The organism is Acinetobacter sp. WCHAc060042, assembly GCF_003231195.1.
GTDB lineage: Bacteria > Pseudomonadota > Gammaproteobacteria > Pseudomonadales > Moraxellaceae > Acinetobacter.
Genome location: NZ_QKVN01000040.1, coordinates 1 through 14,039, shown reverse-complemented (window position 1 = coordinate 14,039; position 14,039 = coordinate 1). Strand labels below are relative to the sequence as shown.

General features: G+C 40.5%; 15 protein-coding genes. 7 read left to right on the top strand and 8 right to left on the bottom strand.

Going from position 1 to position 14,039, the window contains the following annotated elements; genetic code table 11:
- Window positions 1-63: 63 nt before the first annotated feature.
- Complete coding sequence (locus DPG01_RS15140) at window positions 64-579, bottom strand: hypothetical protein (RefSeq protein ID WP_110975675.1); 516 nt, start codon at window positions 577-579, stop codon at window positions 64-66.
- A 237-nt stretch (window positions 580-816) separates the two neighbouring features.
- Here DPG01_RS15140 and DPG01_RS15135 point away from each other — a divergent pair, with 237 nt between their 5' ends.
- Complete coding sequence (locus DPG01_RS15135) at window positions 817-1,506, top strand: DsbA family oxidoreductase (RefSeq protein WP_086209725.1); 690 nt, start codon at window positions 817-819, stop codon at window positions 1,504-1,506.
- 100 nt (window positions 1,507-1,606) lie between these two features.
- On the opposite strand, the gene DPG01_RS15130 is transcribed toward DPG01_RS15135, so the two are convergent.
- Complete coding sequence (locus tag DPG01_RS15130; RefSeq protein ID WP_110975674.1) at window positions 1,607-1,807, bottom strand: dodecin family protein; 201 nt, start codon at window positions 1,805-1,807, stop codon at window positions 1,607-1,609.
- 459 nt (window positions 1,808-2,266) lie between these two features.
- Here DPG01_RS15130 and DPG01_RS18800 point away from each other — a divergent pair, with 459 nt between their 5' ends.
- From DPG01_RS18800 to DPG01_RS15110, 4 genes are all read left to right on the top strand, one after another.
- Window positions 2,267-2,428 carry a hypothetical protein gene (locus DPG01_RS18800; RefSeq protein ID WP_162900292.1) on the top strand — a complete coding sequence of 54 codons (162 nt, stop codon included), beginning with the start codon at window positions 2,267-2,269 and terminating at the stop codon, window positions 2,426-2,428.
- Window positions 2,429-2,702: 274 nt separating this feature from the next.
- The gene (locus tag DPG01_RS15125) at window positions 2,703-2,882 is read left to right on the top strand and encodes a hypothetical protein (protein WP_162900293.1); all 180 of its coding nucleotides are present in this window, start codon (window positions 2,703-2,705) and stop codon (window positions 2,880-2,882) included.
- Between the two features lie 10 nt (window positions 2,883-2,892).
- Window positions 2,893-4,536: a hypothetical protein gene (locus tag DPG01_RS18735; protein ID WP_162622352.1), complete on the top strand. Its 1,644-nt coding sequence runs from the start codon at window positions 2,893-2,895 to the stop codon at window positions 4,534-4,536.
- Window positions 4,537-4,613: 77 nt separating this feature from the next.
- Window positions 4,614-5,765 (top strand): hypothetical protein, encoded by a 1,152-nt coding sequence (locus DPG01_RS15110; RefSeq protein ID WP_110975671.1) that lies wholly within the window; start codon window positions 4,614-4,616, stop codon window positions 5,763-5,765.
- Between the two features lie 179 nt (window positions 5,766-5,944).
- Here DPG01_RS15110 and htpG read toward each other — a convergent pair whose 3' ends face one another.
- The 5 genes from htpG to DPG01_RS15085 all read right to left on the bottom strand — a co-directional run bounded on the left by htpG (window position 5,945) and on the right by DPG01_RS15085 (window position 11,838).
- Window positions 5,945-7,864 (bottom strand): molecular chaperone HtpG, encoded by a 1,920-nt coding sequence (gene htpG, locus DPG01_RS15105; protein ID WP_110975670.1) that lies wholly within the window; start codon window positions 7,862-7,864, stop codon window positions 5,945-5,947.
- A 99-nt stretch (window positions 7,865-7,963) separates the two neighbouring features.
- Window positions 7,964-8,308: a lysozyme inhibitor LprI family protein gene (locus DPG01_RS15100; protein ID WP_086209731.1), complete on the bottom strand. Its 345-nt coding sequence runs from the start codon at window positions 8,306-8,308 to the stop codon at window positions 7,964-7,966.
- Between the two features lie 161 nt (window positions 8,309-8,469).
- A complete protein-coding gene (locus DPG01_RS15095) occupies window positions 8,470-9,072 on the bottom strand; it encodes an OmpW/AlkL family protein (protein ID WP_086209732.1) in 603 nt (200 codons plus the stop codon).
- A gap of 318 nt (window positions 9,073-9,390) precedes the next feature.
- Window positions 9,391-10,803 (bottom strand): Na+/H+ antiporter family protein, encoded by a 1,413-nt coding sequence (locus DPG01_RS15090; RefSeq protein WP_110975669.1) that lies wholly within the window; start codon window positions 10,801-10,803, stop codon window positions 9,391-9,393.
- Between the two features lie 168 nt (window positions 10,804-10,971).
- Window positions 10,972-11,838: an alpha/beta fold hydrolase gene (locus tag DPG01_RS15085; protein WP_110975668.1), complete on the bottom strand. Its 867-nt coding sequence runs from the start codon at window positions 11,836-11,838 to the stop codon at window positions 10,972-10,974.
- A 116-nt stretch (window positions 11,839-11,954) separates the two neighbouring features.
- On the opposite strand from DPG01_RS15085, the gene DPG01_RS15080 reads away from it, so the two are divergent.
- A complete protein-coding gene (locus tag DPG01_RS15080; protein WP_086209735.1) occupies window positions 11,955-12,440 on the top strand; it encodes a PaaI family thioesterase in 486 nt (161 codons plus the stop codon).
- Between the two features lie 49 nt (window positions 12,441-12,489).
- Here DPG01_RS15080 and DPG01_RS15075 read toward each other — a convergent pair whose 3' ends face one another.
- The gene (locus tag DPG01_RS15075; protein ID WP_086209736.1) at window positions 12,490-12,846 is read right to left on the bottom strand and encodes a DNA transfer protein p32; all 357 of its coding nucleotides are present in this window, start codon (window positions 12,844-12,846) and stop codon (window positions 12,490-12,492) included.
- A gap of 256 nt (window positions 12,847-13,102) precedes the next feature.
- Between DPG01_RS15075 and DPG01_RS15070 the strand changes: the two genes are divergently transcribed.
- Window positions 13,103-13,954, top strand: a complete 852-nt coding sequence (locus DPG01_RS15070; RefSeq protein ID WP_110975667.1) for an alpha/beta hydrolase — start codon at window positions 13,103-13,105, stop codon at window positions 13,952-13,954.
- Window positions 13,955-14,039 lie beyond the last annotated feature (85 nt).

Here is a 14,039-nt window from a genome sequence, read left to right as displayed (position 1 = left end):
CATCGCTCATATACTCCACGAGTTAAAAAGGAGTGTATGAGCGATCAATAAATGAAGAAGCCTTTACTTGGCTGGGGTTATTCTCTGTTGCTGGATATTCTGTTGAATCCCTTGCATAAAGTTATGGTCAATTTGCCCAATCGAAATTTGCTCGCGGGCTGTTTGTACATTGGTTGCATTGCGATCAATACCAAACGGCTGCAACATAATATATAAACCTTCAGTCGGGTTGGAGGACTGTAAACCTGCAGCAATATTCAAAACATGCTCACGTAATAGCGGAGGTACAGAGTTCAAATCTGCGGTAACTGCGAGTGGTAAAATATCCACATTTTGAGTGATGGTCGGATCGACCACAAAAGATTGTGCATCACCCTGTAATTGGATGATCCGATGCTGTAAAGCTTTACGAATATTTTCGTCTTGTTGGTACGGAATGACACCCGTTTCGGCACGAAGTTCTGATTCTGCCATAGTCTTAAAGGTAGGAAGGCTAACAATATCACCATTAGCTTTAGCCACAGTCGGCATAAAAATAAAAGCACAACAAACGATAGGAAGAGAATATAAAAATTTCATAAAACAATCCCAAAAAATAAGAGATATAAAAAGGCAGATGTCATAGCATCACCAGCACCTCTATTGTATATTTTTCGTCCATTATGCAGCAGCATTGTCAGATAAACGGTACAACTCAACATTGTCCTTATAATATGGCTACGAACATCTGCTGGCTTTTTTCATGTGTTTTGCTTTAAATTTTAGAACTCACCCCCATCATTTTTTTAATTGCTTTTTACTATTTTGAGAAATTCCATGCGTGTAGATATTTGGTCAGATGTTGTTTGCCCCTTTTGCTATATTGGCAAAAAACGCTTAGAAGCTGCAGCTGAACAAGCAGGTGTTGAACTAGAAGTCCACTGGCATAGTTTTGAACTCGACCCTGAAGCGCCAACACGTCAAGAAATATCAAACTCAGAACGTCTTGCACAAAAATATGGTCGTACTGTTGCTGAAGTTGAAGAAATGCAGCGAAATATTGCAGCGATGGCTGCCGAAGAAGGAATTGAATTTAACTGGGAAAACGCTAACTCAGGCAATACCTTTAACGCCCACCGTATTATTCACTTGGCACAAAGTCGTGGCTTGGGCAATGAGGCAGAGGAAGCCTTTTTCTATAGTTATATGACACAAGGTCTCCCAATTGGCGAACGTGAAACCATTGAAGATGTCGCATCCCGAATTGGCTTAAGCCCTGTTGAAGTGGATGATGTGCTGGATTCTGACGAATATGCAGATTTCGTTAAATTTGACCAAGAAGTAGCACGTGAACAACTCAAGGTGACGGGCGTTCCGTTTTTTGTATTCGATCAACGTGTCGCTTTAGCGGGTGCTCAACCCCGTGAAGTATTCCTACAAGTCTTAGAAAAAGCGCAAGCACCTGCTGAGCAACAAGAGCAAGCAGCACAGTGTACAGACGACTCGTGTGAAACACCCAAACCATAATTCAAGCCCTGTAGCGATGTTTTAAAAGCGCCTATAGTTAAAATCAAAAAATCCCCATACTTTGGGGATTTTTTATAGGTTAATGCGGTTCGCTGTGGCTTTAATCGACCAAGAAACTAATTTTAAGATTGACCCGATACTCTGCAATTTTATTGTCCTTCACCACCACTTTCTGCTCATTAATCCAAGCACCCTGCACATTCTTTACCGTCTCAGTGACTTTGGCGATACCTGTCTGGATGGCATCTTCAAAACTCTTTACGCTGCTCGAATTGACTTCTACCACTTTTGCAATGGCCATGGGTTCATCCTCTGATTTTTTTGTTTTGATTTTCCATCATAGGTGATTTTTTATACAATATTGGATTGATTAAACATTCCACAGCAAAAACTTACGTAGTGCACACAATAGGCTTTCCACCTATTGATGATTATTTGATCAAACAATCATGTAGTTCAAGGGCCTTTCCGCTGTGATTTTGAGCAAAAAAGAGCACATCACGCATGCCCGTACTCAATTTGAAAATTTAGATTTTCACTTTTAATTTAAGTAGCTTAGCGATAGAGCAAAAACTCAAAAACCGACTAGAGTATTTATTCTAATTCATTGTTTTTTAATGATAAATGAACTCACCATTCATCTTTTTTCAAACTTTAGCTCCGCTAAAACTGTTCATATTTTGATATTATTCATGCGAAATTTATCTTTTTTTAACCTCCCAGTCTCTTTCGAGACTTCCTTTTCCATCGAGGAAATATCATGAACGCTCTTAAGTATACTTTGGCTGTTGCTGTAATCGCTCTTTCTGCAACTGTATCTGCACAAGTAGTTTATACCCCAAGCTTTCCTGTAAAAAAACCAGTAAAAGCACAAACGGCAACTGCTCAGGCACCTGCCGAAGCACCCCATCAAGAAGCTTAATTCTTGTAAAATTAAATAAAAAATAGGCAATTTATATTGCCTATTTTTTTGCCTAAAAAGGTTAATAACTGACAAAAATTTTCAAATATTTAGCATCTAGATCAAAAATATTTAGAATGATCTGTGTTTTAATCGAAGTTATTTACATTTTTTACAACATTTTTCTCGTATAGGATATGCAATAGTTTTTGCCTATTTAAGATTTTCTAATTATGATCAAAAAGAATACTAAACCGTAAAACCAAAACTAAATGCCTTCTTAGCCCATATGCCTATGCAAAATTTACAAGCTTTAATTCAAGGTCGTATTTCTCCACAAACTATTGATCCAGATCAATTGATTGCTCTAGCAAAGCAGTACACTCAACCAACTTCAGCCGAATATAAATTACTTGAACTTGCACTCAATATGATTTTAGCAAGTTATTTGGAACAAGCACAAAAACAACTTTAGAGCTCAGCACATGAAAGCAATCGAAAAAGCACTGCTGATCAAAGAACTGCATCAATTGATTGACGGTTTGGAACATCAGCATTTGTCTTTTTTTGAAATTGCGCGCTCAAAAAAACGCATTCGTGAAATCTTTGCCCGTTGTGATGAGCCCATTTTCCACAAACAACTCGAAGCCTATAAAGCCCTCACTCAACCTCAAGCTACGGCCGAACACTGGTTACAGCAGAGCCCATATCGACATTTATATGTTGGTCTTTTTCAGTATGAATCTGCCCTTAGCAGTGCTTTAAAACAGCAACAACATTTTGCATGGGGCGTTTTATATAAATCGGGTTTAGGTTGGCAAATTAGCTTTCAAGATGCTTCAACTCATGTGTATAACAGCCCTTGGTTTTCAAAGTTTAAAGAGGTTTACCAATGGTTGATTGATCATTCACCAGTCGATCAGCAATTGAATATGATGGAGCCTGTTCCAACGACGCTGAGTACACACAGTACTGAAGTGCCGAAGAGTTTTATTTCGACCACAGAAGTTGCAGAAGTTGCAGAAGTTGCAGAAGTTGCAGAAGTTGCAGAAGTTGCAGAAGTTGCAGAAGTTGCAGAAGTTGCAGAAGTTGCAGAAGTTGCAGAAGTTGCAGAAGTTGCAGAAGCTAATCCCTTTATAACGCCCGTTGCAATAGCATCTAACACAACAAATCATGTGGTAGATCTTGAACACGCAGCTATTTCTAAATCTTTTGTGTTTTCTGATATTGAGCTTTTAGATTCGTCAACAGTCGATATATCTGTAACACAGTCTCAGGAGCCTCAGAGCCCCTCTATTAAGCCCTTAGCTACATCAGCTCGACTCGATGTGCCAACTATTGTGCCTGAGCCAAATGCGGACTCATCTAAACGCCTTCTAAACTCTGAAATATCATCAACAGCATCGCCAGGTATACTGCCTACACAGATCCATCTTGGTCAGTATCAAGCGCAATTGCTTGAATTAGATCAGACCCACTTAGACCCAAAACTATATCGTCTAGACATTTCGGTGCAGACTGATATCAGCCAAAATGTCGACTTGCTCCTCTACTCTGACCAACTGGATCATTGGTCTGACTATCCGATTTATCTGGCTGAACAAACCAGTCTACAGGGACGTTTTATTAAGTATTTGGCGCTATTCGGTGCTGATAGTTCTGCTCAAGCCGTTCGCCTGAGCCAACAATTTGCACAAAGCAATCATCATCAATTGGCAGCCATCCGTGAAATTGAGTGGGAGAAATTACAGAGTCATGTACATGATGTATTTTCTATTTTTCAAGTGTATACCCAGCAAGCCAAACTGGTCTGGCATATCGAAAATTATCATCCCTTTATTTTGGCGGATCTGCTGAATAGTCGTAAATTTATTCAGTTTGAAGAAAGCACTGCAGACCTCAATACCCCTATTTTAGTACTTAAAGAACGACAAAAAATTCGGGTCATACATGGCCAAAGACGTGTCGAGCTCTCACGCACTGAGATCGCCTACCCTTGTTTAGTCTTAGACCGCCAGCACGGGGTCAGTTGGCAACTGATTCAAAATACAATTTCGACTTTAGCTGAGCCGATTACGGTATTTCAATTATTTGATTCTATTCAAAAACAACTCACCAACGAGTTGTAGAGTTTTGTATTTTCTACTTGTGTTCTTACGTGAAATTTACAACACTAAAACATCGAAGAACAATAAAGTATGAAAGCATGCAAAGAACTCGACATGTTAGTCCCATCTCTTTATTTTTCTGCCTAAGTTTAGGTACATGCGTCAACGTGGCTTGGGCGGAAAGCAATACAGATAGCACCCAACATTTCGTGCCACCTCATGATGTGGCTGAAATTGACCAAATTGCGTCTCCTCCCAAAGGGAGTGGACTTTTATATCAAATTCCACAGTGGATTGATTCACTTCCAACACTCTTACCCGAAGAGTCTGACGAAGTAATTGTGCCCACCACCGACGTGACTGAAGAGCGAACTTGGGTTGACCGCCAACAAAAAGGCGTTCGGAATTGGGCAGATAAAACTGCAACCCAAATTGATGACTGGTTTGGAGACACGGATCCCAATAAACCAGCCACAGCAACTCTACGGATTTTGGTCGATAACCGCTGGAATAAACATGATGAATACGATGTAAAACCACGTATTCGAGGACGAATCAAACTTCCCACTTTAGAAAATAAACTGAGTGTGGTGTTTGGAGATGACTCTCTGGATAACGAACTGCAAAACAATGTGGCGATTACCAATGAAAACCCACCAAGTGCAGACAACGATAAATCCTTCGACCGTCGACAAACCCGTGATGCCAATAGCTCACTTGCTTTAAGGTGGTCTCAACTGTCAGATCGTTTGCCTTTTGACACTGATTTTGACTTAGGGGTACGTTCAGGCGATGATATTTATGCACGTGTTGAACTCTCTAAGGAATGGAAACTGGACAATGATTTCCGTGCCTATGCAGAACAAATTTACCGCTATGGCATCGACAGTGAAAATTATTTAAGAACGAACTTAGAGTTGACGCATGCCCGCCCAAATCAGGCTTTTTTATCCAACCAATTCAGCCTAACCTATGCAGATGAGCAGGATGATGACCTCACTTGGGACAACTATAGCTTTAGACAGCATCAATTCTTTCATGGTAATCGTTTTAACTACGGTCTCTACACAGGTGGATACTATAATGACGATGACTTAAGGTTGAATAGATGGGGGCCTTTTGTATCATGGCGCCAACCGTTCTTACGTGAATGGTTTTATATCCAAGGCGATTTAAACTACTTTAATGATAAACGTGAAGACCGAAGTCATTACCTCAGTGCCTTAGTTCGTTTTGAGGCACTTTTTTAGTCTAATGCTGAATCTTTAAACACAACTGTGGATAAGTCCAAACTTATCCACGGATACCCACACCACGTGATTTCCCACAGATTGAGTCGAGTTCAGAATGCCTTGAAGTCTCTATATTCGATTCATTGACATAAAAAAGCCTATCTTAGAGATAGGCTTTTTTTAAAACATGTCATGCTTTACTGAAGCAATAAACTGTTAATCCGTTTGATATATTCAGCAGGGTCATCTGGTAAGCCGCCTTCTGCAATCACGGCTTGATCAAAAATCACATTGGCTAAATCATCAAACTGTGTCGAGCCTTCCAACTTTTTCACTAGCGGATGTTCAGGATTGATCTCTAAAATCGGTTTAGACTCAGGTACAGCCTGTCCTGCTTGTTTCAACATACGAATCAGTTGTAGTGAAAGCTCCCCCTCACCAGTGACCAAACAAGCAGGTGAATCGACCAGACGTGTAGTCACACGTACTTCTTTGGTCTTGGTTTTCAATGAATCAGACAGTTTTTCAACCACAGGCTTGAATTGTTCTGCCGCTACTTCAAGTGCTTTTTTCTCTTCAGCATCTTGTAAATCACCTAGGTCAACAGCGCCTTTCGCCACGTTTTGCAGTGGTGTACCATCAAACTCATGGACAAACTCCATTGCCCATTCATCGACACGGTCTGCCATAAGCAGAACTTCAATGCCTTTTTTCTTGAATAACTCCAGTTGTGGTGAGTTCTTCGCGGCATTAAGACTGTCTGCGGTCACATAGTAAATGGCTTTTTGCCCGTCTTGCATACGTGCTTTATAGTCCGCCAATGATGTGGTCACCGCATCATTGTTTGAAGTTGGGAAGCGGAGTAATTTTAAAATACGCTCACGGTTACCAAAGTCTTCGCCCAAGCCTTCTTTCAACACTGAACCAAATTCACTATAGAAAGTTTTAAACTTCTCTTGATCTGTTTCATCTTCCGATTTCGCTAAACCATCCAGCATAGTCAATACACGACGTGCATTGCCTTCTCGAATGGTTTTTACATCACGGCTTTCTTGCAACAGCTCACGACTCACATTCAGTGGTAAGTCCGCACTGTCCACCACACCTTGTACAAAGCGCAAATAGTTTGGAATCAAGTTATCCGCATCGTCCATAATAAAGACACGTTTCACATAGAGCTTAATTCCTGCTTTGGCTTCACGAGTAAAAATATTGGCTGCTGCTTTGCTGGGTACATACAACAGTTGCGTATATTCAGTGCTACCTTCAACCCGATTATGCGCCCACGCTAACGGAGCTTCAAAGTCATGACTTAAGTTCTTATAAAAGTCGATGTACTGCTCTTCAGTGACTTCATTTTTATTGCGTGTCCAGAGTGCGCTAGCTGAGTTAATCGCTTCCCACTCATCCGTTTTCACATACTGACCCGGTTTTGCTTCTTCACCTTCGACAGCTTCTTCTTGCTGCCAAACCTCTTTTTGCATCTCAATCGGCAGACTAATGTGATCCGAGTATTTATTGATAATTTGTTTGACTTTATAAGACTGTAAATAATCCAACGCATCTTCACGCAGATGTAAAATAATGTCCGTACCACGGCTATCTTTGTGAATTTGCTCGACTTCAAACTCACCTGTACCTGCACTAACCCAACGTACAGCATGATCCGCATCCACACCCGCACGGCGTGATTCAACAGTAATTTTATCCGCCACAATAAAGCCTGAGTAGAAACCTACACCAAACTGACCAATCAGTTGTGCATCTGATTTCTGATCACCTGTAAGTTTCGACATAAAGTCTTTGGTTCCAGACTTGGCAATTGTACCTAGATTTTCAATCGCTTCTTGCTCCGTTAAACCGATCCCATTATCTGAAATGGTGAGAGTTTTATTGATTTCATCGAAGCTGACGCGTACATGCAAGTTAGGGTCATTTTCATAATATTCAGGGTGATTAATACCTTCAAAGCGCAATTTGTCGCAGGCATCGGACGCATTTGAAATCAACTCACGCAGGAAAATTTCAGGATTGGAATATAGTGAATGCGTCACCAAATGTAAGAGCTGTGCTACTTCAGCTTGGAAACTATGTTTGTGCGCGTTTTGCTCGCTCATCAATCGCTCCTTAATATATTAAGTCTTATCGAGAATGCTTAATGAATTGGAGTGAGGAATGAGTTTTTCAATAGCGACCAGTATTTTTTTTCCAATTTTTTAAAATGGCCCCTGACGATAAATACGATCCAAAAGAAGATCGAGCTTTTGCTGACGCATTTTATAGACATCCATTAAACAACTTTGTGATGCGCCACAGCGGTCTCGTAGGCTCAACCATTTCATCTGCTCATCTTGAATCATGCCACGCGTCCCCATTGGAACCAAACGTTTTAAAATGTTATAGGTGGTTGCCATTTTGACATCCGCATCATTGACTGAACGATGTTCACAAATCGCATGCTCGGTTATCGTTTGTGCCTTATCGCAATTAAAACTGGCTGCCTGAATATTGATACTCCATGCCAAGCCACAGAGCACGGTTAGATACCGCATATATTTCATTTCTTATGACTCTCTTATTCTGCTTCAGTACATTTTATCTATGGTTTTATTTTAATACTGACTGATGGTGAGTTATTTACTCTTTCATCACTATTCAACTTTAGTCGTTGCATAAAAAAACCCCATCATAGATGAGGTTCTTAAAAAGCTACTTTTGATTATTAAAATTTGTAGCTATAACCAAGCGTATAAATCACTGGGTCGATATCTAACTTAAAGTTTTCAACCACAGTTTCTACTTTTGGGTTTAGGTCTGCATAACGAACATCGACAAACACACCCCAGTTTTTCGCATCAGCAGGTTGATAGTTAAAGCCAACTTGCGCCGCATAACCATAATCTTCTTTAACTTTAACTTTAGTCCCTTCAAGTACACCTGATGTTTCCTCATCCCAAGGAATAAATGCCGTTGCACCTACACCAATATAAGGCGTGAAACCTGTTGAGTTCTTAAAGTTATACTTTGCTGTTACTGTTGGGGGTAAATGTTTGAGTTTTACTGCATTTGATCCATTCACTGTAACATCATGGCTAATCGGAGTTGCCAGTAATAGTTCTGCAGAAATATTGTCATTAAAGAAATATTCAACGGATGGTGTAAACGCCAATTCGCTATCTGCTTCAACAGTTAATGCACCATTGGCAATTTTTGTATCCTGTGTAGGCGCAATAGCAGAGCCACCGACTTTGACTTGCCATTGACCTGCCATTACAGCAGATGTAGAGAGACCCATTAATGTAATTAGAGCGATTTGCTTTAACATTTCAAACAACCTCTGTTTGTAAAATAATTAATATAAAAATAAACATTAATTAATCATAAACAAGAGTAAATTTAATATGCAATGACAATAATAATGTATTTTATATACATGTTTTAATATTTTGTTTTTATTGTATTTTTATTTTAAATAGACCATTTTGGTTGGTTTTAGAAGAACAATAAAAAATCAAAATATATTGATTTTAAATTCCGACTCATTTAATACGAATTAATATTATAAACCTGATTATTTTAATCTGATTTGATAATAAAAAAGGCGATTCATTAAAATCGCCCTTTAAAATAATCTGGGTTTAAATTACAACACCATGGCAGCAATCCAACCAAAAATCAGCAATGGAATATTAAAGTGAATAAAGGTCGGCACGACTGTATCCCAAATATGATCATGTTGACCATCCACCCCTAGACCCGCAGTCGGCCCCAAAGTGGAGTCTGAGGCTGGAGAACCAGCATCACCAAGTGCTGCTGCGGTACCAATCAGCGCTACGGTTGCTAAAGGAGAAAAACCAAACTGGACACACAGCGGTACATAAATCACGGCCAAGACAGGAACACTGGAAAACGATGAACCAATCCCGATGGTTACAAATAAGCCAATGAACAGCATGAGGAATGCAGCCAAAGCATGGTTATCCCCAATCACGTGTACTACGCCATTAACCAGTTGGTTAATATCACCCGTATGGGTCATCACTGAGGCAAAACCTGCCGCAGAAATCATGATGAAGCCAACCAAAGCCATCATGCGCATGCCTTGTACAAAGACATCATCCGCTTCTTGCCATTTAAAAATACCCGCCCCAGACAACACCGCAAAACCAACCAAGCCACCTAAAATCATAGAGCCTGAATACAACTGCGCAATGAGGGTTAGAACAATCGCTAGAAGCGCCATGAAGATGGTTTTCTTTGCAATCACGGGTACATTTTCGGCTTCACGTTTGAGCTCTTCAGCATCTTGAGCCAGATTCACTTCACTTGCACGGATCGGTTTATCCAAGTCAATCGTGGTCACACGTACCACTTCACGGTCGATATAATGACGCGGTTTACGATAGCTAACGAATACCGCCACTAGAGTACCAATCACCATCCCTAATACAGGAATGGCCATTCCTACAGGCATCATCCAACGTTCAACATGCAAATTATATGCAGCACCAATCTTGTTGATATTGCCCATCAAAATTTGTTCTAGGAAAATCGCACCAAAACCAACGGGTAGGAAAATATAGGTTCCGACCAAGCCTAAAGTCAGTACACAGGCTGCCGCACGACGGTCTAAGTTCAAGTGATTCATCACTTTTAACAGTGGTGGAACCAATACTGGAATAAATGCGATATGGACTGGAATTAAGTTTTGTGAACAAATGGCCGCAACAAGTAAAATCGTCAACAGTAAGTATTTCACCTTACGCGCACGTTGATGTGAAACTTCGACTCCTAATAAACCAATCAATTTATGCGCCAATAAATCAGGTAAGCCTGATTTAGACAGCGCCAAAGCAAATGCTCCAAGCACCGCATAGGCTAAAGCCACTTCAGCACCATCACCTAAACCTGCATTAAATGCGCTTACAGTATCGGATAAACTGAGCCCCGCAACCAATCCACCAATAATTGCTGAAATGACCAAAGTCAAAACAACAGAAACTCGTGCCAGTGACAAAATAAACATCACGGCAATCGCAATTACTACTGCATTCATGGAAAACTTAAGATGATAAAAAAAACGGTATTTTAGCAGATTCAATTGGTCGAAACTGTAATTTGCTCAGCTTTATCCAAAGCTATTATATAACCCCAAGGTCTGATTTTTCACTTCGATAGGCTTGTTATCAGTCAGTTTTAGTCCTATAACAAGCCCATGGTAAATTTATGCTTTACCCACAAATTTGCTAATCAGGCCAGCAATCGTTTCAGGCTGACTCAAGATGGCCCAATGGTTAGCATTCACATTCACCCGTTGGAAATTCTCAGCCCACTTCGGCATTTCATCAATTAAAGCAGGGCTCACAAACTGATCTTGTTCCAACACAATCGCCTGTACAGGGCAAATGGCAAAGCGTTCTCGTGGTTTGGTCAGACGTGGAATGAAGTTAGCTCGATAAAGTGCAACCCCATGTTTACCATCTGCCACAATGTGATGATTGAGTGGTAAGTCTAAACGCCCTTCTAAACGTGATAAAACTTTACCCCAATGCTCAGGGCTAAAAAACTGCCAAACAGTCGGTGCCAAAAAAGGCAACTGAAAAGCCGCAATGTACCATGACTTACTCAACTGCTTCAAAAACTGAGGCTTGTGTTGTTTAAACTGTTCCCGCATCCAAAATGCAGCATGGTCTAAGCATGGACCTGAAATGGTGGTAAATGACAGCATACGCTCTCTAAATTTTGGCTCAGTCGCAGACTCCCATGACTGAATCGAACCCCAGTCATGCGCCACCAAATGAAAACTACGTTCTGGAATGACACTATTCACCACACGTTCTAAGTCCAATGACAGCTGAGGCAATGCATAAGCACGTGTACGACGGGGAACACTGGACATCCCAGCCCCACGAACGTCATAAGTGACAATATAAAAATTTTCCACCAGATGCTCAATCACAGGCTCCCAAACCTCTTGATTGTCTGGATAACCATGCACCAAGACCAAGGCAGGATTCTGCGCATTGCCCCATGTTTTCACATAAAGTCTCTGCTGGTCTGTGGTCTGTACCCAGTAACTTTGCAGCTCCATATTTAGCTCCTTATTGTTATTGACTGTTTTTTATCCTTCACTGGCAAAACGATCAATGCCAATTGTTTCCATCTTCTCTAGTATGGATAGAAGTTCATCAGATACCATTGACCGAAATGAGCATTTTAAAAAAATTGGTGACAACACCTATTGTCACAAAATACGTTCTTAACCATTTTGCCCCCTTTAAAGGTGCAGGTATTGAAATTGAGAAGTTTGATCCTAAAAACTACCACATCCGAGTCAAAATGCCGCTTACTCGTCAAAACCGCAATATTGTCGGCGTACATTTTGGTGGGAGTTTATATGCGATGGTCGATCCTTTTTATATGACTTTACTGATGTATCATCTTGGGACTAAATATATTGTTTGGGACAAATCAGCCACTATCCAATTTCTCAGCCCAGGGCGTAGTACCGTCTACGCAGACTTTCGTCTCGATGCCCAAGAAATTGAAACGATCAAACAACTTGCTGAAAATTATGCCCCTGTCCACCGTATTTATACGCTGAATATTTATGATGATGCGGGTATTCGAATTGCACAAGTGGAGAAAACCTTATATATCCGTCGTAAAAAACCAAAACCAGCTCAGCAATAAAAAAGCACTTCCCAATGAAGTGCCTTTATATAGAGCTCTGCTGAAAAGATTATTTACGCTCCTCAATTGCAGCGCCTGCACCACCACCAATCGCGCCACCAATCGCGGCCCCTGTATTGCCACCGATTACGCTTTTACCTACAGCAGAACCAATCGCACCACCAACACCACTGTAGGTTGCATTACGGTTTGAGCCACCTTGGGTTTTACTTCCCACCGCTGCGCCTGCACCACCACCAATCGCAGCACCGACACCACCACCAAGACTATTACCCGCAGCACCACCCACGGCACCGCCTAAAGCAGCTGTGCCAATACGCTGCTCAGAAGGACTCATATTTTCACAGCCTGTGAACATCAGTGTTGATAAAACCAAAGTCGAGACTACACCCATTATTTTTTTCATATTCAAAACTCCTTTACACTATGATCAAAGCATAGTCTTATTTTCTACACAAAATGATCAAATTATGTAATTGCACCCCGTGCATTATTTTCTTTTTTGTAATAATGCAAACCAAGTAAAAAGACCATTTGATCTATGAAATATCACTTTGTTCATTTGAGATCACCCCGAGTAAATAACTTAAATCTTTTAATTCAAGAAATTGTAGAAAGAATCCTTAACTCATTTTAACCTTTGAATTTAAAGGAAAAAAATAATGAAAATACTTGTTACTTCAATATTCCTGTTACTCTGCCTCAATCCTTCTGCACATGCAGATGTACTCAATAATCAAAGCTCATCTACAGTAAAATCACTCAAAAATGTTGCTTATGGCCATCATGCTAAGCAAATGATGGATGTTTATTTTCCATCTAAGCCTTTAGCAGATCAAAAAAACGCACCATTAATGGTTATGGTCCATGGCGGTGCTTGGAGCATAGGTGATAAAAATAATACTGCGGTGATCAAAAATAAAGTGGATTATTGGGGACAACGAGGTTGGATATTTATTTCAATCAATTATCGCTTAGTTCCTGAGGCGACAGTACAACAACAAATCCAAGATGTCGCAGCAGCATTAATTTATATTCAAAACCACGCCTCTGATTGGCATGCTGACCCCACACAACTTGTGCTGATGGGACACTCGGCTGGCGCTCATTTAGTGAGCCTACTGAGCACACGTCCCTCTTGGTTAATAGCACAACCTCAAGTTTGGCGAACCACCATTGCTTTAGATAGTGCCGCTTACAATATCGAAAAGATCATGCAAACTCGGCATGCTCGATTTTATGATCAAGCCTTTGGCACTCAACCCTCAAATTGGAAAGCGCTTTCTCCTGTCTTACAAATTCATCAAAGCTTACCTGCATTTCTTGCTGTTTGTTCAACAATTCGTCCAGACCAACCCTGTATTCAAGCACAGCAATTCATTCAACAAGCACAAAGTGTTGGTACTCAGGCACAATTACTCGCTATTCCGCTTTCACATACTGAAATCAATAACTCTTTAGGAAAAAATTATAAATATACCGAAGCAGTGAATCAATTTATACAAACTCATTAACTGAATGTGATTAACGTAACTCGCTTACTTCAAAAAATAAGCATGGCATTGCTGTTTAGCACGCATAAAAAAGCCACCCGAAGGT